Below are 19668 nucleotides of genomic sequence, written 5' to 3' on the forward strand. Positions count from 1 at the left end.
GACAGACATGGACATTGAAACCTTCTTAAACAACAAATCCCAACGCAGCGAAGGCTACCGTTGCGGCTTCGTGGCCATCGTCGGCCGGCCGAACGTAGGTAAATCCACGCTGATGAACCATTTAATCGGTCAAAAAATCAGTATTACCAGCAAAAAAGCCCAAACCACACGTAACTGTGTAACCGGTATTTATACCGACGACACCGCGCAATTTGTGTTCGTCGATACCCCCGGTTTCCAAGTCAACCACCGCAATGCCCTAAACGACCGCCTGAATCAAAACGTCACCGAAGCCTTGAGCGGTGTGGATGTGGTGGTTTTTGTGATGGAAGCCATGCGCTTTACCGATGCTGATCGTGTGGTATTGAAACAACTGCCGAAACACACGCCCGTGTTACTGGTAGTCAACAAAATCGATAAAGCCAAAGCCAAAGACAAATACGCGCTCGAAGCTTTTGTGAATGAAGTGAAAGCCGAATTTAAATTTGCCGGACACGAAGCCGTCAGCGCCAAACACGGCTTGCGTATTGCCAACCTTTTAGAGCAGCTCAAGCCTTACCTGCCCGAGAGCATACCCATGTATCCGGAAAACATGGTTACCGACAAATCCAGCCGCTTCCTAGCCATGGAAATCGTGCGCGAAAAATTGTTCCGTTACTTAGGCGAAGAATTGCCTTATGCCATGAATGTGGAAGTGGAACAATTCGAGGAAGAAAAAAGCGGCCTTTACCGCATCTACATCGCCGTGTTGGTCGATAAAGACAGCCAAAAAGCCATTCTCATCGGCAAAGGCGGCGAACGCCTGAAAAAAATTTCCACAGAAGCCCGTTTGGACATGGAAAAACTGTTTGATACCAAAGTGTTCTTAAAAGTGTGGGTCAAAGCGAAATCCGGCTGGGCAGACGATATCCGCTTTTTACGTGAATTGGGGTTGTAAGATTGACAGAATAAAGCTGTCTGGACAGCTTTATGGTTAATGCTTCGGATGCGGAAAACGGTGCTTTGCCGATGGACAACGGCACTGTAATCACGCAAAGTGAAGCCGATGACTTGCTGCCTGACAAGGTAAAAGACATGAAAAATTAAATCGCGGAAACGGTGAAAAAGCCGGATGACGGTTATTTTTTGCAGGATAAAGAATGATGTTGATTACGGGTTAAGAAGAATCACGCTAATGGGTGATTCCGTTCAATACTCACGGCGGTTGCGGTGTGGGCAGCGGTTTTGACAATGTCCGCCGCTATGCCAAAAACGCCTGTGTGTTGCAAGGTTTGTCATTGAAAGACGGCATTGAGCGTGACAGGGGGTTTATGATAAGGTTTCCGGCGGTTTTTATCATCCCTAATGTCCGATAGGCCTGATTTTCAAAAGCAATTTCCTTATATTGATGTACATGTGGTCGCCAGCAACCGCAAGGCGGATTTGATTGCTGATGGTTTTGACGTGGTGGTGCGTGTGGTTGGGTGCATTCATCCCAAATTTAGTAATCAAACTTGGGACTAGCGCTGCTGTTAAAAAGATGTTGAAATTGGGCTACGAAATTGGTATCAGGATAACAAATTATCGACTGTTTAAATTCAGCTCGTGTAAATTACCGTTCTAAGATTGAGATTGCATTGTTAGGCCTTTAAGGCGTTAAAGGTGTTGGCTCATAAACCAACACCTTTTCACATTAGAAAAAATCCAGCAATGCCACAATTACAGCAAAAAATAAAGACCATCAGCCTGTCGGTATAGGGCAAATGGCCGCGTTTGTTATCCCAAACAGATGTGGGTGAATCCACTTGTCACCGTATCAGTCACTGTACGCATTTTGTAGGACGGCAAAACCACATTAACGGGATGGAAAACTTTTGGAACCGGGCAAAGCGCATGCTACGGAAATAGAATGGAATTGACCGGAAATCTTTTCCATTATTCCGGAAAGAATGTGGGTTTCGTTTTAACTGTGGTACACCAAAAGAACAACTGAAAATTTTGCGAATTTTGGTGTGATATTTGGGGCTAATCTACGCCAGCTCCTAAAATAATAAAGCAAAATGCGGTTTTAACGTGTTTTATCACTATATGCCCTTTCTTATTCATTGGGAAATGCCGTTGAAACATTTTCAGACGGCATTTAAAATATATCAGCAATTAGCCGTGCAAAGCACGTTTGTCAACAGTCAATGCCGCTTCATGCAATACTTCCGACAAGGTCGGATGCGCATGTATGATGCGGGCGATGTCTTCACTGCTGGCCGAGAATTCCAAGCTAGTCACGCCTTCAGATACCAATTCGCTGACTACCGGGCCAATCATGTGCACGCCCAAAATGCGGTCTGTTTTTGCACAAGCCAACACTTTGATGATGCCTTTGGCTTTTCCCATGGCCAATGCACGGCCGTTGGCGCCAAAGCCTGAAGTGCCTTTTTTATATTCAACGCCTTCGGCTTTCAGCTGCTCTTCAGTTTTACCCACCCAAGCAATTTCAGGATCAGTGTAAATCACGAACGGTACGCTGTTGAAGTCGATATACGGTTTCTGACCTGCAATGCGTTCAACCACGGCGACACCTTCATCGCTGGCTTTGTGTGCCAACATCGGGCCGCGAACCACATCACCAATTGCCCAAACATTCGGCAAGTTGGTTTTGCAATCACCATCTACTTTGATGAAACCGCGTTCGTCTTTTTCCAAGCCTACTGCTTCGACATTCAAACCGTTGGTGTTTGGAATCCGGCCGATGGCTACAATCAATTTATCAAATGTTTCAGATTTGGCTTCGTCTTTAGCGGTTTTGTATTGAACAGTTACCCTTTTTTCGGCTTTAATCTCACTGATTTTCACACCCAATTGGATTTCCAAACCTTGTTCTTTAGTGAAGAATTTGAACGCTTCTTTAGCAATTTGCTGGTCGGCAGCAGCCAAGAAAGTCGGTGCAGCTTCCAAAATGGTTACTTCCGAACCCAAGCGCTTCCATACCGAACCCATTTCCAAGCCGATTACGCCGGAACCGATAACACCCAATTTAGCCGGTATTTCAGTCAGGTTCAATGCACCTTCGTTGTCCAACACATTCATATTATCGATGGGAATCTGTGGCAGCGGACGTGGTACAGAACCGGTCGCGACAATCACGTGCTTGGTTTCAACAACAATTTTTTCGCCTTTATTATCCACTTCGATTTGATACAAATCGCCGTTTTTGCCTTTGAAAGAACCCAAGCCGAACAAGCTGTCAACTTTATTCTTTTGGAACAGGAATTTCACGCCACCAGTCAATTTATTAACTATACCGTCTTTGCGTTCTATCATTTTAGCGGTATCAAATTTGATGTCGCCCAAGGTAATACCGTGTTCAGCAAAATCGTGTTGTGCCGCATGGAAATGCTCTGAAGATTGCAACAAGGCTTTTGATGGGATACAACCTACGTTCAAGCAAGTACCGCCCAAAGCAGGCGCATCACCTGCTTTATTAACGCCTGCATCAATACAGGCAGTTTTGAAACCCAATTGTGCAGCGCGTATGGCAGCAACATAACCGCCAGGACCCGCACCGATAACTACTACATCATATTGTGGCATTTGAAATCCTTTGTCCTTCAAAAAGAATGTGTTGACAAGAAGTGATGCCTAGCGTTTAAGGCGGCATGAATAAGGGCTAAATTCCTTCACTTCTGTGCGTGTGATGTTGTTGTAAACGCGAATGGTCGCATTCGGGTAAGTTTGGCATAACGATTGGCGCGCCATTTGAATGCCCGCTTTATTGCTGTCCAGCGCAAATTTTTTATTCAATTGCTGCCCTTGTGCATTATAAGCGTTTACCGAATATTCCTTACCGGATAAAGCCGAACAGGCTGACAAAATGCCTACAATCAGAAAAATAACCGTTTTTTTCATGTTTCATACTCTTCAACACGCTTTCAGACGGCCTTTAAGGCCGTCTGAACATATTACAGATCTAACAACAGACGAGCTGGGTCTTCTAAGGCATCTTTAATGGACACCAAAGTCAAGACCGCTTCGCGACCATCAATAATACGGTGGTCGTAAGACAGCGCCAGATACATCATCGGACGAACTACTACTTGGCCATTTTCAACCATGGCACGCTCTTTAGTAGCGTGCATGCCCAAGATGGCAGATTGTGGGGGGTTGATGATTGGAGTAGACATCATCGAACCAAAAGTACCACCATTGGTGATACTGAATGTACCCCCGGTCAAATCGTCCAGAGAAATTTTGCCGTCTTTGGCTTTAACTGCATAATCAACAATGGCTTTTTCAATGTCGGCAATGCTCATTTGATCCGCATCACGCAAGATTGGCACAACCAAACCGCGCGGGCTGCCGATGGCGATACCGATATCAAAGAAACCGTGGTAAACGATGTCATTGCCGTCAACAGAAGCGTTCACAACCGGGTATTTCTTCAACGCAGCTACAGCGGCTTTAACGAAGAAAGACATAAAGCCTAATTTAATGCCGTGTTCTTTTTCGAATTTGTCTTTATATTTCGCACGTAAATCCATGATGGGTTTCATGTTGACTTCGTTGAAGGTAGTCAAGATGGCGTTTTCTTGCTGGGAAGCCAATAAGCGCTCTGCCACACGTGCGCGCAAGCGGCTCATTGGAACGCGTTGCTCAGGACGTGCACCGGCAGGAACAGGCGCGCTTGCCGCCGCAGGCTTGCGAGCAGAAGCATTTTGCACGTCTTCTTTCAAGACACGGCCGTCACGCCCCGAACCTCGAACCGAATTCACATCCACGCCTTTTTCAGCAGCCAACTTGGCAGCAGCAGGCATAGCAGGTGCGCCGGTTTGCGCATCGGCAGCAGGTACAGCAACTTCTTTTGCTTCGGCAGCTTCAGCGGCAGGTTGCGCTACAGCTGCTTCAGTATTAATACGCGCTAATACTTGATCGGCTTCAACGGTTTCACCGTCGCCGACAATGATTTCAGCCAACACGCCGGCTTGAGGAGAAGGTACTTCCAAAACCACCTTGTCGGTTTCGATTTCAATCAAAATTTCGTCGCGGGTCACAGCTTCGCCGACTTGTTTTTTCCATTCCAACAAGGTACCTTCCGATACGCTTTCAGACAACATTGGCACTTTTACTTCAATAATCATTTTAGTCTCCGGTTGGCCGTTTTTCAGACGGCCTGTGATGTGTCTTATCCTGCGGCCTAATGAACCGTAGGCATTTCTCTCTTCAATTAGCCAGTCAATGCGTCTTCAACTAATTGCTTCAATTGGGCAACGTGTTTGCTCATGTAGCCTACTGCCGGTGATGCGCTGCTTGGCCGGCCGGCGTAAGACAGTTTTTGCTCTTCGCTGATGACTGTTTCCAAACGGTGGCGGATTTGGTAGAACGCACCCTGGTTTTTCGGCTCTTCCTGCGCCCAAACCACTTGTTTGGCATTCAAATATTTCGCCAATTCCGCTTTGACTTCATCGTAAGGGAAAGGATACAACTGTTCCACGCGGATAATGGCGACTTCGTCTTCCAGCTTACGCTCTGCACGGCCTGAAGCCAAATCGTAATAAACCTGACCGGCACACAGAACCACGCGTTTCACGCTTTCATCACTGCTGCGTTCGACTGTATCGGCAATCATCGGACAGAAACGCGAACCTTCCGTGAAATCAGACAACGGACTCATGGCATCCTTAAAGCGTAACAGGCGTTTCGACATGAAAATCACCAAAGGCTTGCGATAAGAGCGCAATACCTGACGTTGCAGTAAGTGGAACATTTGCGAGGCTCGGGACGGCATCACAATCTGCATATTGTTTTCAGAACACAATTGCAACCAACGCTCCAACCGTGCTGAAGAGTGCTCAGGACCTTGACCGTCATAACCGTGCGGCAGAATGGTGGTCAAGCCGCACAAACGGCCCCATTTCGTTTCACCTGATGACAAGAATTGGTCAATCACAACTTGTGCGCCGTTGGCAAAATCACCGAATTGCGCTTCCCAAATAGTTAATTTATCCGGAGCGGAACACGCAAAGCCATATTCATAAGCCATCACTGCTTCTTCGTTCAAGATAGAGTCAATCACCAAGAAATCGGCAGAACCTTCACCCATATTGCGCAATGGTACATAAGCACCATCGTCCCATTTTTCACGCTTTTGATCGTGAATCACTGCGTGACGGTGTGAGAACGTACCGCGGCCTGAGTCTTCGCCGGAAATACGTACGCCTGCACCTTTGGTGACCAAGTTGGCATAAGCAATGGTTTCGGCCATACCCCAGTCAACCGGCTGTTTACCGGCAGCCATAGCTTTACGCGCTTCATTTACGCGTTTGGCATTAGCATGCAGGGTGTAATTTTCCGGAATATTGGCAAATTTATCTGCCAAACGTTGAATATCGGCAGCCGGCAGGCCAGTATCGACATCTTCACGCCAATCTTTGCCTTGGTATTTACTCCAATCAATGCTGGTGCGTTGGAAATTGCTCAGTGTGGTTTGCTCAACATGTTCGCCTTTATCCAAAGCGTCACGATAAGCTTGTACCAAAGTGTCAGCTTCGGTTTCGGTAATCACGTTTTCCGCAATTAATTTCCCAACATACATGGCACGAGTTCCCGGACGTTGGGCAACTTTTTTGTACATCATCGGTTGGGTCAAAGTCGGATCATCGCCTTCGTTGTGACCCCATTTACGGTAACAAACTACATCGACAACAATGTCTTTTTTGAAGGTTTTTCGGTAATCCAAAGCTGCTTGGATAGCAAAGCACACACGTTCCGGATCATCGCCGTTAACGTGGATTACCGGCGCAGAAACCATTTTCGCCACATCGGTACAATACACGGTCGACCGGGTATCGCGGGTATCGGAAGTGGTAAAACCGATTTGGTTATTGATAACAATGTGAACCGTACCACCGGTTGTATAACCACGTGTCTGCGATAAGTTGAATGTTGCTTGGTTCACACCCAAACCGATGAACGCAGAATCACCGTGAATCAATACCGGCAAAACTTTCTCTTGACCGTTTTTACCCAAACGCTCTTGTTTTGCACGGGCCGAACCTTCTACCACAGGATTCACAATTTCCAAGTGTGACGGGTTAAAAGCCAATGAAACATGCATAGGGCCGTTTGGGGTGGCAATGTCGGAACTGAAACCCATGTGGTATTTCACGTCACCACCCGGATGTTTGATTTCAGCACGACCTTCGAATTCGGCAAACAAATCACCCGGCCTTTTGCCCAAAGTGTTCACTAAAACATTCAGACGGCCACGGTGTGCCATACCGATGATGACTTCTTCAACACCATCTTTACCTGCATTTTGAATCAAATAATTCAAGCCTGCGATGACGCTTTCCCCACCTTCGACACCAAAACGTTTTTGACCGACATATTTGGTATGCAGGTAACGCTCTAAGGTTTCGGCGGCAGTCAATTGTTTCAATAAGTAATGCTTCTGCTCTTTGGTGTAGCGCGGTGTAGAGAGAACGCTTTCAAAGTAATTGCGAATCCAACGGCGTTCTTCCGTTCCCGGAATATACATATATTCTACCGCCAAATGACCGCAATAGGTTTGTTTCAGGTTTTGGACAATCTCAGACAAAGCCATTTTTTCTTGGCCGTCGAAATCGCCTTCACCCATGCTGAATTTCACAGCCATATCAGCATCAGTCAGACCATGGAATTTAGGATCAAGTGCTTCCAAGTATTTGGCAGGCATACGTTTCAGCGGATCCAATTGAGCCGCACCAACCCCTTGAATACGGTAAGCAGAAATCAAGCGCAGCACGCCAACTTGTTTTTTCAACATGGCTTCATCAACACTACCTGCAATAGCGGCTGTTGCCTTCGTCTTAGCCAAATTGGCAAATGATTCACGAATCGGCGCATGCGGAACATCTACATCAGCTGCACCCGGCAGCTTGGTCAAATCAGTAAAGTATTGTTTCCACTTATCTTCTACTGAGTTTGGATTAACCAAAAAAGCTTCGTATAACTCCTCAATATAAGGAGCATTTGAACCAAACAGATAAGAGAAGTTGAGTTTTTCGTCCATCATGGCGTGCGCTCTTTTCTTTAAGATATAAATAAAGGGTAGAATTTTGTGCTACTTTAACGGAGTTCAGGCCGTCTGAAGATGACACTTTATTCTACCCTATTCCGAACTAAATTGCCTGTAGATATTTTGTCTTAACTTAATGAAACTAATCAATCGGACTTTTTGTCAATCGGACTTTTTGGTCTTCCAAAATATAAATCGACAATTTATTAACAAACTCATTAACGCCCATCAACCGATACGAAATCACGGCGGGCTTCGCCAGTATACAATTGACGCGGACGGCCGATTTTCAGTGACGGATCGCCGATCATTTCATGCCAATGAGAAATCCAACCTACGCTGCGTGCCAAGGCGAAGATGACGGTAAACATCTCAGTCGGAATACCCAATGCCGACAATACAATACCTGAATAGAAGTCGACATTCGGATACAGTTTACGCTCAACAAAGAACGGGTCTTTCAATGCAATCTGTTCCAATTCCATGGCCAGTTTGAATTTAGGGCTGTCCTCAAGACCCAATTCTTTCAATACTTCGTAACAGGTTTCACGCATAATATTGGCGCGCGGATCTATGTTGCGGTAAACACGGTGGCCAAAACCCATCAAACGGTATTTGCGCTGTTTCACGCCTTCAATATAGGCTTCTACATTGGAAACATCACCGATTTCGTCAAGCATATTCAATACGGCTTCGTTTGCACCGCCATGGGACGCACCCCACAAGCAGGCAATACCGGCTGCAATACACGCAAACGGGTTTGCGCCTGAAGAACCGGCCAAGCGAACGGTAGAAGTTGATGCATTTTGCTCGTGGTCAGCGTGCAGAATGAAGATACGGTCTAATGCACGCGCCAATACCGGATTCGGCTTGTATTCTTCACAAGGCGTGGCAAACATCATATGCAGGAAATTTTCCGTATAAGTCAGGTTGTTTTTCGGGTAATTAAACGGCAAACCGTTGGAATAACGATAACACATTGCCGCAATCGTCGGAATTTTGGAAATCAACCGATAGATGGCGATTTCACGGTGTTTCGTATCAGTAATGTCCAGGCTGTCTTGGTAGAATGCAGACAATGCGCCCACCACACCCACCATCATCGCCATCGGATGCGCATCCCGACGGAAACCTCGGAAGAACCAAGTCAATTGCTCATGAACCATAGTGTGGTGGCTGACAATACCGGTAAATTCTTTTTTCTGTTCCGCATTTGGCAATTCACCGTAAATCAGCAAATAGCAGACTTCCAAATAATCGGATTCCGCTGCCAATTGTTCAATTGGATAGCCGCGGTAGTAAAGCAATCCTTTTTCACCGTCAATATAGGTAATTTTAGACTCACAGCTTGCAGTCGATACAAAACCCGGGTCATAAGAGAACAAACCGGTATTTTTGGTTAATGTGCGAATATCGATAACATCATGGCCTAATGCTGCTTCCAATACCGGCAATTCCAAAATCTCTTGGTTTGGGGTGTTGAGTTTTACTGTTTTAGACATCCTCTGCTCCTTTGTAAAATGGGGCTTTTATACAGCACGGTCTTTCATTCAGACGGCCTATGGACACTTATTTCCATGCATTTCGTACATTGCGTACTGTGTTCATTTTATGCCTGTCTGATTCTATCAAGCAATCGAATCAGATGGGTTTTTTCGGTTTGCGTATAACCGTTAACCAAAGCTAACAAGTCTTGATCTTGGAATTCAAGAATCTCGACAAATGCGGTCAATTCCTCATCATTTAATTGCTCAAATTCTCTTTCCATAAACCGGCCGAGAACCAAATCAAGCTCTAACAATCCCCGGCGGGCTTGAAAACGGATTTTGCGTTTTGCTGTATCGTCAAATACCATCATCATTAAACTGCTCGTTTCAACATGACTTCTTTAATCTTGCCGATTACACGGGTAGGATTCAAGTATTTCGGGCAAACGTCAACACAGTTCATAATGGTATGACAACGGAACAAGCGATATGGATCATTCAGATCATCCAAACGTTCGTTGGTAATAGTATCGCGGCTGTCGGCAATAAAGCGGTAAGCATTCAGCAAACCAGACGGGCCGACGAATTTATCGGGGTTCCACCAGAACGAAGGACATGCGGTCGAACAACATGCGCATAAAATACATTCGTATAAACCGTCCAATTCTTTACGGTCTTCTTGACTTTGCAGACGCTCTTTATCTGAATCAACCGGCGTATCATTCACCACATAAGGTTTAATTGAATGATATTGTTTGAAAAATTGGGTCATGTCCACAATCAGGTCGCGAATAACCGGCAAACCGGGCAATGGACGGATTTTAATCGGTTGTTTCAGGCCACGAATATCGGTCAGACAAGCCAAACCGTTTTTACCGTTGATGTTCATACCGTCCGAACCGCAAATACCCTCTCGGCAAGAACGGCGAAACGATAAGGTATCGTCTTGTGCTTTCAGCTTAACCAATGCATCCAATAATTTCACGTCGGTCGGTTCGATTTCCAACTCATATTCCTGCATATAAGGTTTCGCATCAACATCAGGGTTGTAACGGTAAACTTCGAAATTTACTTTTTCCATGAGAAGTGTTCCTTTTCTCACGAACGGTTTGATGAATGGTTATAGGATTTCAAACCGTCGGTGTAGGGTTATTTGTTCTGATATTTTCAGACGGCCTTTGTATACACAGGCCGTCTGAAACCTGATATATTAATAAACACGTTTGGCCGGTTCAATATAATCGACGGTCAATGGTTTGGTATGTACCGGTTTATAGCTCAATGTATTGCTCAATGAATGATACAGGGTATGTTTCATCCAATTTTCATCATCACGCTCAGGATGGTCGTCTGAGGCATGCGCACCACGCGATTCCTTACGCGCTTCGGCAGAAACCAAGGTTGCTTTCGCTACTTCAATCAAGTTATCCAATTCCAAAGCCTCAATACGCGCGGTATTCCAAACTTTGCTTTTGTCTTTGATTTCAGTGCGTTTTACGCGCTCGGCGACGTCCAAGATTTCTTTCACGCCTTTGCTCAAGATTTCATCGGTACGGAATACCCCTGCATGAAGCTGGACAGAACGCTGCAAATCACGACGCAATTCATCAACATCCTCACCATCTGTTTGATTATCCAAACGATCCAAGCGCTGGGCAGTCAATTGACCGGCATTTTCCGGCAATGCTTTCCAGTCTTCTTGCACCTTTATGAAGTCAATCATGCTGTCGCCGGCCGCTTTGCCGAATACCACCAAGTCAAGCAATGAGTTGGTACCCAAACGGTTGGCTCCGTGTACGGACGCACACGCACATTCACCGGCCGCATACAAGCCTTTAACCACTGACTCGTACTCGTTACCTTTCGGGACAATCACTTCGCCATGGTAATTTGTCGGAATACCACCCATCATATAGTGGGTTGTCGGCACAACAGGAATCGGATCTTTAATCGGATCAATACCGGCAAACTGAATAGAAATCTCACGGATACCTGGTAGTTTTTCCATAATTTTTTCAGCACCGATGTGGTCGATTTTCAGCAAGACATGGTCTTTGTTTTTACCGCAACCGCGACCTTCGTAAATTTCCATTGCCATGGCACGGGACACCACATCACGCGAAGCCAAGTCTTTTACGGTCGGCGCATAACGCTCCATGAAACGTTCGCCGTTAGCATTCAGCAAAATGCCGCCTTCACCTCGCACACCCTCGGTAATCAATACACCGGCACCGGCCACACCTGTCGGGTGGAATTGCCAGAATTCCATGTCCTCCAACGGAATACCCGCCCGCGCACAAATGCCCAAGCCGTCACCAGTATTCATGTAGGCATTAGTTGAAGAAGCATAAATACGACCACCGCCACCAGTTGCAAACATTACGGCTTTTGCGTGGAAAATATAAACATCACCGGTTTCCATTTCCATCGCAGTCACACCAACTACATCGCCATCCTCGTCACGAATCAGGTCTAATGCCGTCCATTCCACAAAGAATTGGGTATTGGCACGCACATTTTGTTGATACAAGGTATGCAGCATGGCATGGCCGGTACGGTCAGCAACCGCACAAGCACGTTCTACCGCCCGTTTACCGTGTTCGGCAGTATGACCGCCGAACGGACGTTGATAAATTTTACCACTTTCTACGCGGTCAAAAGGCATACCCATGTGTTCCAATTCGATAACTGCTTCCGGTGCCGCACGGCACATAAATTCGATAGCATCTTGATCCCCCAACCAGTCAGAACCTTTAACGGTATCATACATATGCCAATCCCAACGGTCTTCCTGTACATTACCCAAAGAAGCAGAAATACCGCCTTGCGCCGCAACAGTATGAGAACGGGTCGGAAACACTTTAGACAATACGGCACAATTCAAACCGGATTTAGACAATTGCAGGGCAGCACGCAGACCTGCGCCACCGCCACCAACAATAACGGCATCAAACTTTCGAACAGGGAAACTCATACTTACTCCCAAATAACTTTAACCGAATACACCAAGCAGCCAACCAACCAAACAACGGTAGCCACTTGCAAGAACAAACGCAGACCAAACGGTTTAATGTAGTCCATCCACAAATCACGGATACCTACCCACGCATGCAGGAACAAGGCGATGAAGCTGACCTGAGTAAACAGCTTCACCCAAGTCTGGTTGAAAAACGTCTGCCATGCTACGTATTCTTTCGGCAATGCCAGTAAGAATACAATCAACACAACCGTATAAATCAGCATAATAACAGCAGTAGCACGCTGCATCGCCCAATCTTTCAAACCGTAGTGGGCTCCGGTTAATTTACGATCTACCATAACAAGGCTCCAATCACTACAGTCAATACCAAAGCTGCAACAAAAACGAGTTTGGCAGTATTACGGGCCGTATTCAATTCCAAACCTTTATGAGCATCCAACAACAGGAAGCGGATACCGGCCAAACTGTGATGCAGATACGCCCACAACAAGCCAATCAACGGCAGCTTTACCAAAGGCTTGGAAACAAATGAGTGATAGGCTTCAAAATCGGATTGCTGGCTTAATGTGCCGGACAACAAATAAAGCAATACCGGCAAGGCAATAAATAAGGCAACACCGCTGATGCGGTGTAAAATAGAAACAATCCCTGGTATCGGCAAACGGATATTAGGGATTTCTAGAAAGACAGGACGTGGTTTGACGGACATGGTCTGTTCCTCTGAATTTATTTTTTTTTCTCAAAATCGGGTAGCGTAAAACTACAATGAATTACACTTGCCATAATTTACATGGTTTAGCAGCATTTGAATAGTCTAATTTGTAAACAATCTGATAAATTTTTACAAAAAATGAGATAAGATGATTTTATCGTATTTCTTTTTAACTACGCCTTTCGCCTGATAATTGATAATATCCGACAGCAATGCCAATCCAACAGGAAACATTCAATTTACCTGAATTTATTTAAAAATAGGGACTGAAGTAGATTATCAGTCATGTCAGACGGCAAAAATAAAGATAACCATTGTAAATTAACAAAGAATACCCAAAGAAAACTCCTCCGGTTTTTCGTACCGGAAGCCACCGCCCGTGCAGCCGCTGATATTTTGGGTATCCAACCCGGTTGGGCTATGTTGTCCTACCGCAAAACCCGCCAAGCGGCTGTCTGTCATTTGGCGCAGGCAACCGGCGGGGTTTTCAGAGGCCCTACCGGGCCGGACGGGGGTTGTTTCGGCGGTCGGCGTAAGGGTAAACGCGGCCGTGTGGCAGCAGGGAAAGCGGCTGTATCCGGCACCTTAAAGCGGCAGGGAAAGGTTGGTACCGCCGTTGCGGGGGATAACGGGAAGGATGCCTTATTTCCGGTTGTCAAACAGCAAACAACACCTGACGGCATTGTTTATACCGGTAGTGACAGGGGCTGTGGCGTGCTTGATGCGGGGCAGGTTCGCGCGTCGCCGCTCAACCGTTCACAGCCTTTTGCAGACCGTCAAAACCCTATCGGCGGCATTGGAAATTGTTGGAACCGGGCGAAGTGCGTCTTGCGCAAATACAATGGGGTTGGCCGTAAACCTTTCCCGCTGTTCTTGAAAGAATGCAGGTTCCGCTTTGACTTCGGCACACCGTCCGGACAGCTTGAAATGCTGCGGGAATGGTGTGGTGTTTGGGGTTAATCTGCGTCGGCCCCTTAAATATTAAAAATGCACCATTTGCACGGTGCATTTTTTTGTTGCTCAATTTCTCTTTACCCCAATCGCGAGATACTCTTTCTGAAAGTATTATAAAAGACCGAGATCTTTGCAAAACCTCAGATTTTAGTACAGTTCAAAGCAACAGCATCGCAGAGCACGCGGACGACATATTGCGAAGACAGGTCGGCGTTCAAGAAGCGCATTGCGAAGAAATATGCTAAAGATAGCAATTTTGCAAAGGTTTCAAGGCCGTTCAAACGGCCTTTTTAATTTATTTAAGATAATCGACCCAAGCTGCTGACTACCCCATTTGCGCCTGAAGCCAGCGATAAACGGTACAACACATCTTGCGGCATATCACTGTGCCACAAGCTGGAAATATCCGCAATTACCGGCAGATGGGTGACTCTACGCACACGCACAATGGCATCAACATCCAAGCGGTATGTGTGTTCCGACTCAAAGCTTAACGTACCTGCTTCGCCTAAGATAATATGATGGTTGCCGCGCAAAGCAATATGTTCGGCAGCAACAAGCCAATCACCGACACGGTGATGCTTGTCTTTGCACAACACCACCGGCGTATTCAGACGGCCTACTTCATCTTGCAAAGCGCGGTTGCTCATCAATTCACCGCCCAAATACAGAATATCCGCCTGAGTTACCAGAGCTGCTTCGATTTGGCGCACATCTCGAATCCGCACCAATACCGGCTTGCCTAATTCATGGATGCGTTCGATTTTCTGCCGCATGGCATCGATTTGGGCTTTTTCGCTGCTGTTGTCCACATCGGCATACGGTCCGGCCGACATAAAAAAAGGATCGATAAACACTGCATCGGCATCTGGTTTGAAACCGACGGCAATGTCCAGCATTTTTTCGCCGCCGAACACCACGCCGCGAACGGTAATCTGACTGTCTTGCTGCCGTACTTCACGGCTGATGATTTTCCAATCGTTCAACACCCGAATCGCCCGTTCCACTTCCGGCAGGCGTTCCAATTCATTCGGATGAAACACACGTTCATCGCCGACCGCACCGATAATGGTACGCTCCTCGCCTTGAGAAACATGTTCCTGCAGACCGCGACTGCGAATGCATTCAATCACACGCGCCACCGCCTCGGCCGAAGCCTGCTTCTGCATCACAATAATCATTTTGCGCTCCCTGATATTGAGAATCTGATATTAACATAATTCGACTTTTCAGACGGCCTGAATATAGTGAAATCACTAAAAAACCAAATCAATCCAAAGCAAATAAAAGAACAAAGAATCAACACAATCCAGCCGCCACACCTTCCACAGCCGTTTGACCCAAACCCGCATCTTTTCAATCAGATTCAAATCTGGGCTGTAGGGAGGCAGCCTGAAGATGGTATGCCCGATGCCCCCGATTGCCTTCCCTTTTTATAAAACGCCGCATTATCCATAACAACCACGCTTTTGGACTATAGATGTTCAACCATCATACTATCTATCTTTAAATCTTTAAACCTAACTATCTATCTTTAAATCTAAAATCCATAAAAGCAAATATAGAGACCCTTACCGCCTGACAAGTGCAACGTTCCACCAACAGAAAAAGGCAGTATGCGGTAGCATACTGCCTTTCCCGACAACAAAAATCGCAACATAGGACACACAACTGACCGCAAGGCAACGCCTGTATTTCCGGACACGACCGCAAGCAACTCCCCAGCCAAACCGCACAAACCATCCTCCGCCGCCAGCCGCAAAATCAAAACAGAACATACCGTTACCGACAGGCACAGCAACACAGCGGCGCCGGAAACGGATGTGCCGCATTGCCCCGATATTTCCATGCCGTGATCTGATGGTATAGGGTCAGCAATCGATTACATCGCGCAAAAGAACCTTTTACAGCACCGGCAGCGGTACGGCCAGGCAAAATGGCGGCATACCGCCCTCTCGAAAAATCATCAATGGCAACAAACAGGCAATCTCTTGGGGCGGTAGCTTTTTGATTCTGCAATCAAGGCAGCCGTTTGGTGTCGGAGTGCGCCGTTTCGCCCGGATAAGGTTTTTGCCTGTTTTTTGAGTGTTTCTTCGATGGGCTTCCCAACTTTAGCCAAACGTTTCATGCCATACTTGGCTTGTTTGAAACGGTTGCCGGTACTGTTTTGCGGTGTCGGCAGTTGCCATCGTGCCGCCGTAAGGATACGGTAAATGGTTGCTTTGCTGACTTGACATTGCCGGGCCGGCGAAGTAACGGTGGTTTTATCCTGCGCGCTGATGTGGGGTGAGCTGGGTGTTTTTGTGGGTGTTCATTTCAGTATTGTCTTTCCAATACGGTAAACAACGCCGGCTTTTCTTACAGCTCAGGTCATCTGAAATATCTGTTTCAGACGGCTTTTTCTTTCTTTGCTATAATCGTTCTCCCCAATCCAACACTTTCCCATCATGCAAAACGTTCTCGTGCTCCAACACGCCGATTTCTCGCGCTGCGATTTAAGCATGTTACACGGTCTCAACTTAAGTCCACCGCAACACACAGCACACAGCCTGCGTTTTCCCGTAGCTGCAGATTTCACCCTGCCTGCCACTGTCAAAACCAAGCTTGACTGCCAAGAAATCGATGCCGCCGTCTTGCCTGATATGGCTTTTAGCGATTTTGGGCTAATTGTCAGCGACATGGATTCTACCCTAATTACCATCGAATGCATTGATGAAATTGCCGCCGGAGCCGGTGTGAAAGCACAAGTAGCCGAAATCACCAATCGCGCTATGCGAGGCGAACTGGATTTTGAGCAATCCCTGCGCAGTCGCGTGGCTTTACTCAAAGGCTTGGACGAACAATTTTTACACGATGTGTACGAACATATCTTACAGCTGTCACCAGGTGCAGAATATTTATTGGACGAATGCAAAAAACACCATATCCGATTTTTGCTTATTTCCGGCGGATTTACTTTCTTTACCGAACGTTTACAGCAGCGTTTCGGCTTTGAATACCAGTTTGCCAACGTTTTAGAACGCATCGACGGCAAACTTACCGGAAAGGTATTGGGGAATATCGTCGATGCGCAAAGAAAACAGGATTTGTTAAACAAATACCGGGCCAAACTAAGCTTAACTGCCGCGCAAACCTTAGCAATAGGTGACGGCGCAAACGACATTCCGATGCTGGAAGCCTCCGGCATTGGCATTGCCTACCGCGCAAAACCCAAAGCACAAGCCCATGCCGATGCCTGCATTAACTTCGGCGGATTAGAACGCATTCGGGGCTGGTTCCGATAATTACCTTCTCCAACAAACAAAAGGCCGTCTGAAACTTCAGACGGCCTTTTGTTTGTGCCCTCATTTTGTCTGTGTCACCCATTTTCGAGCAGAAAAGCACGTATGCAAAGCGATAATCAAAGAAGGCAGTTTTACACCCTGCGCCGGTAAAACCGGCCGACGCGGCAAGGTCAGACACCTTGCGCGCATTTTCAACGCAGCAGATGGGTTTTTATGCAGAAAAGATGCCACATGATGAAATGCACGCCCTAATCCACCATGATTTAACACAATCAGTTTTTCATTGACTGAACCGGCGCAGGAATGCGTCCACCACGGTTAACGAACACTTCGCAAGAGCCGTCTTTGACCGGCATAATCGGCGCATAGCCCAGCAGGCCGCCGAATTCGACGCTTTCGCCCACGCCTTTTCCGGTTACCGGAATGATGCGCACAGCAGTAGTTTTGCTGTTGATCATGCCGATGGCGGCTTCGTCGGCAATGATGCCGCAAATGGTGTGTGCCGGTGTATCGCCCGGCACGGCAATCATATCGAGGCCGACCGAACATACTGCGGTCATGGCTTCAAGTTTATCCAAAGTCAACACGCCTGCTTCAGCGGCGGCAATCATACCCTCATCTTCGGAAATCGGAATAAACGCACCGCTCAAGCCACCGACGGCGCTGGAAGCCATCATACCGCCTTTTTTGACCGCATCATTCAATAATGCCAAGGCAGCGGTGGTACCGTGTGTACCGCATACGCTCAAACCCATTGCTTCGAGAATGCGGGCAACGGAGTCACCGACTGCAGGTGTGGGGGCCAAGGACAAATCCAAGATATCGAACGGTATATTTAGCATTTTTGAGGCTTCGTGACCAATCAATTCGCCCACGCGGGTGATTTTGAATGCGGTTTTTTTCACCACTTCGGCCACTTCAGTCAAGGTGGTGGCGTTAGAATTCTCCAAAGCGGCTTTCACTACGCCCGGGCCAGAAACCCCGACATTGATAATCGCATCCGCTTCGCCCGAGCCGTGAAACGCACCTGCCATAAACGGATTGTCCTCTACCGCATTGCAGAACACCACGATTTTGGCGCAGCCGAAACCTTCCGGCGTAATCTCGGCGGTACATCTGATGGTTTCGCCTGCCAGTTTGACCGCATCCATATTGATACCAGCGCGGGTGGAGCCGATGTTGATGGAAGCACACACGATGTTGGTAGTTTTCATCGCCTCGGGAATCGAGCGGATTAACACTTCGTCCGACGGCGACATGCCTTTTTGCACCAAGGCAGAGAAACCGCCGATAAACGACACGCCGATAGCTTTGGCGGCTTTATCCAAAGTCTGCGCCACGGTGACATACGAATCGGCTTTGGTGGCGGCTGCAATTTGGGCGATGGGTGTCACGGAAATACGCTGATTCACAATCGGTACGCCGTATTTTGCCGACAAATGCTTGGCCGTGGCCACCAAGTCTTTGCCGACCGTGGTAATTTTGTTGTAAATATTTTGGTTTAATTCATCAATATCGCTGCTGATGCAATCGTGCAAATCGATGCCGATGGTGATGGTACGCACGTCAAAATTCTGGTCAGCGACCATTTTGACGGTTTCTAAAATTTCGTTGGACTGAATGCTCATGTTCACGCCTCCCGGTTAAATGCGGTGCATGGCTTGGAAGATTTCTTCGTTTTGCATACGGATGTCGAGCGCGAGATTTTTACTTTCTTCGGCAAACAAATCCAACATTTCCTGACGCGATTTCGGGCATTTGGCGGTATTGACCAAAATAATCATGGTAAAGAAATCATCCATCAGCTGCTGGCTGATGTTGAGGATATTGAGTTGGTTCTCAGCCAAAATTTTAGAAACATCGTAAACAATACCGACGCGGTCTTTACCGATAACAGTGATGACGGAATTGCTCATTGTAGGGATTCCTTTAGTGGGATTGGAAAAAACAGGTCAAAAAATTATAGCATTTTTTCAGACGGCGTTTAGGTTAAATTGTTAACGATATTTGGACTGATTTGCGTAATAGTAAGGAAATGAGAAAGATAGTGTATAGCACCGTCAAATAGATTTACATTTCTTGATATTGCAAAAACGCGCACCCTGATTTATTCAGGGCGTTTTGTTTAATATTAAACAGATTTCTGTTTTTGTTTTCTATTTATTTTTCAGTAAATTAAAAATCTATAGGGAATTGGCCATTAACTTTTTATTTATACCTTT

The 19668-nt window shown here is 46.7% G+C and carries 19 protein-coding genes and 1 pseudogene; 6 read left to right on the forward strand and 14 right to left on the reverse strand.

The window, feature by feature from the left end; all coding sequences use genetic code 11:
* Window positions 1-7: 7 nt before the first annotated feature.
* The 4 genes and pseudogenes from era to C7N83_RS02445 all read left to right on the forward strand — a co-directional run.
* Entirely contained in the window at window positions 8-937 is a 930-nt protein-coding gene (era, locus tag C7N83_RS02440) for a GTPase Era (protein WP_106740384.1), read from the forward strand.
* Window positions 938-1211: 274 nt separating this feature from the next.
* A complete protein-coding gene (locus C7N83_RS14485; RefSeq protein WP_170064773.1) occupies window positions 1212-1355 on the forward strand; it encodes a hypothetical protein in 144 nt (47 codons plus the stop codon).
* Window positions 1345-1503, forward strand: a complete 159-nt coding sequence (locus C7N83_RS14490) for a hypothetical protein (RefSeq protein WP_170064774.1) — start codon at window positions 1345-1347, stop codon at window positions 1501-1503. The genes C7N83_RS14485 and C7N83_RS14490 overlap by 11 nt, the downstream gene beginning before the upstream one ends.
* Window positions 1504-1818: 315 nt before the next feature.
* Window positions 1819-2008: pseudogene (locus tag C7N83_RS02445) on the forward strand (IS1595 family transposase); the annotation flags it as partial.
* A 128-nt stretch (window positions 2009-2136) separates the two neighbouring features.
* On the opposite strand, the gene lpdA reads toward C7N83_RS02445, so the two are convergent.
* From lpdA to sdhC, 10 genes are all read right to left on the reverse strand, one after another.
* Complete coding sequence (gene lpdA, locus C7N83_RS02450) at window positions 2137-3567, reverse strand: dihydrolipoyl dehydrogenase (protein WP_106740385.1); 1431 nt, start codon at window positions 3565-3567, stop codon at window positions 2137-2139.
* A gap of 48 nt (window positions 3568-3615) precedes the next feature.
* Window positions 3616-3882: a hypothetical protein gene (locus C7N83_RS02455; protein WP_106740387.1), complete on the reverse strand. Its 267-nt coding sequence runs from the start codon at window positions 3880-3882 to the stop codon at window positions 3616-3618.
* A 53-nt stretch (window positions 3883-3935) separates the two neighbouring features.
* A complete protein-coding gene (gene odhB, locus C7N83_RS02460; protein WP_106740389.1) occupies window positions 3936-5111 on the reverse strand; it encodes a 2-oxoglutarate dehydrogenase complex dihydrolipoyllysine-residue succinyltransferase in 1176 nt (391 codons plus the stop codon).
* Window positions 5112-5197: 86 nt separating this feature from the next.
* On the reverse strand, window positions 5198-8026 hold the full coding sequence (locus C7N83_RS02465; RefSeq protein ID WP_106740390.1) for a 2-oxoglutarate dehydrogenase E1 component: 2829 nt from the start codon (window positions 8024-8026) through the stop codon (window positions 5198-5200).
* A gap of 221 nt (window positions 8027-8247) precedes the next feature.
* The gene (gltA, locus tag C7N83_RS02470; protein ID WP_106740392.1) at window positions 8248-9531 is read right to left on the reverse strand and encodes a citrate synthase; all 1284 of its coding nucleotides are present in this window, start codon (window positions 9529-9531) and stop codon (window positions 8248-8250) included.
* Between the two features lie 107 nt (window positions 9532-9638).
* Window positions 9639-9887, reverse strand: a complete 249-nt coding sequence (locus tag C7N83_RS02475; RefSeq protein WP_106740412.1) for an FAD assembly factor SdhE — start codon at window positions 9885-9887, stop codon at window positions 9639-9641.
* Between the two features lie 2 nt (window positions 9888-9889).
* Entirely contained in the window at window positions 9890-10597 is a 708-nt protein-coding gene (locus C7N83_RS02480; protein ID WP_106740394.1) for a succinate dehydrogenase iron-sulfur subunit, read from the reverse strand.
* Window positions 10598-10726: 129 nt separating this feature from the next.
* The gene (gene sdhA / locus C7N83_RS02485; protein WP_106740396.1) at window positions 10727-12490 is read right to left on the reverse strand and encodes a succinate dehydrogenase flavoprotein subunit; all 1764 of its coding nucleotides are present in this window, start codon (window positions 12488-12490) and stop codon (window positions 10727-10729) included.
* Window positions 12491-12492: 2 nt separating this feature from the next.
* Window positions 12493-12834: a succinate dehydrogenase, hydrophobic membrane anchor protein gene (sdhD, locus tag C7N83_RS02490; protein WP_106740397.1), complete on the reverse strand. Its 342-nt coding sequence runs from the start codon at window positions 12832-12834 to the stop codon at window positions 12493-12495.
* Entirely contained in the window at window positions 12828-13205 is a 378-nt protein-coding gene (sdhC, locus tag C7N83_RS02495; protein ID WP_106740399.1) for a succinate dehydrogenase, cytochrome b556 subunit, read from the reverse strand. Before sdhC ends, sdhD begins: the two co-directional genes overlap by 7 nt.
* 288 nt (window positions 13206-13493) lie before the next feature.
* Here sdhC and C7N83_RS02500 point away from each other — a divergent pair, with 288 nt between their 5' ends.
* A complete protein-coding gene (locus C7N83_RS02500; protein ID WP_106740400.1) occupies window positions 13494-14168 on the forward strand; it encodes an IS1595 family transposase in 675 nt (224 codons plus the stop codon).
* A 293-nt stretch (window positions 14169-14461) separates the two neighbouring features.
* Here the strand turns inward: C7N83_RS02500 and C7N83_RS02505 are convergent, their stop codons facing one another.
* Together C7N83_RS02505 and C7N83_RS16880 are read right to left on the reverse strand one after the other, a co-directional pair.
* On the reverse strand, window positions 14462-15343 hold the full coding sequence (locus C7N83_RS02505) for a chorismate mutase (RefSeq protein ID WP_106740402.1): 882 nt from the start codon (window positions 15341-15343) through the stop codon (window positions 14462-14464).
* Window positions 15344-15418: 75 nt separating this feature from the next.
* Entirely contained in the window at window positions 15419-15583 is a 165-nt protein-coding gene (locus C7N83_RS16880; RefSeq protein ID WP_425437485.1) for a transposase, read from the reverse strand.
* Window positions 15584-16609: 1026 nt separating this feature from the next.
* On the opposite strand from C7N83_RS16880, the gene serB reads away from it, so the two are divergent.
* A complete protein-coding gene (gene serB, locus C7N83_RS02520) occupies window positions 16610-17446 on the forward strand; it encodes a phosphoserine phosphatase SerB (protein ID WP_106740406.1) in 837 nt (278 codons plus the stop codon).
* 272 nt (window positions 17447-17718) lie between these two features.
* Here serB and C7N83_RS02525 read toward each other — a convergent pair whose 3' ends face one another.
* Window positions 17719-19074, reverse strand: coding sequence for a PFL family protein (locus tag C7N83_RS02525; RefSeq protein WP_106740407.1), 1356 nt, complete (start codon window positions 19072-19074; stop codon window positions 17719-17721).
* A 15-nt stretch (window positions 19075-19089) separates the two neighbouring features.
* Window positions 19090-19362, reverse strand: a complete 273-nt coding sequence (locus tag C7N83_RS02530; protein WP_106740409.1) for an ACT domain-containing protein — start codon at window positions 19360-19362, stop codon at window positions 19090-19092.
* Window positions 19363-19668: the final 306 nt, after the last annotated feature.

Origin of the sequence: Neisseria iguanae (genome assembly GCF_003013245.1) — a bacterium.
GTDB lineage: Bacteria > Pseudomonadota > Gammaproteobacteria > Burkholderiales > Neisseriaceae > Neisseria > Neisseria iguanae.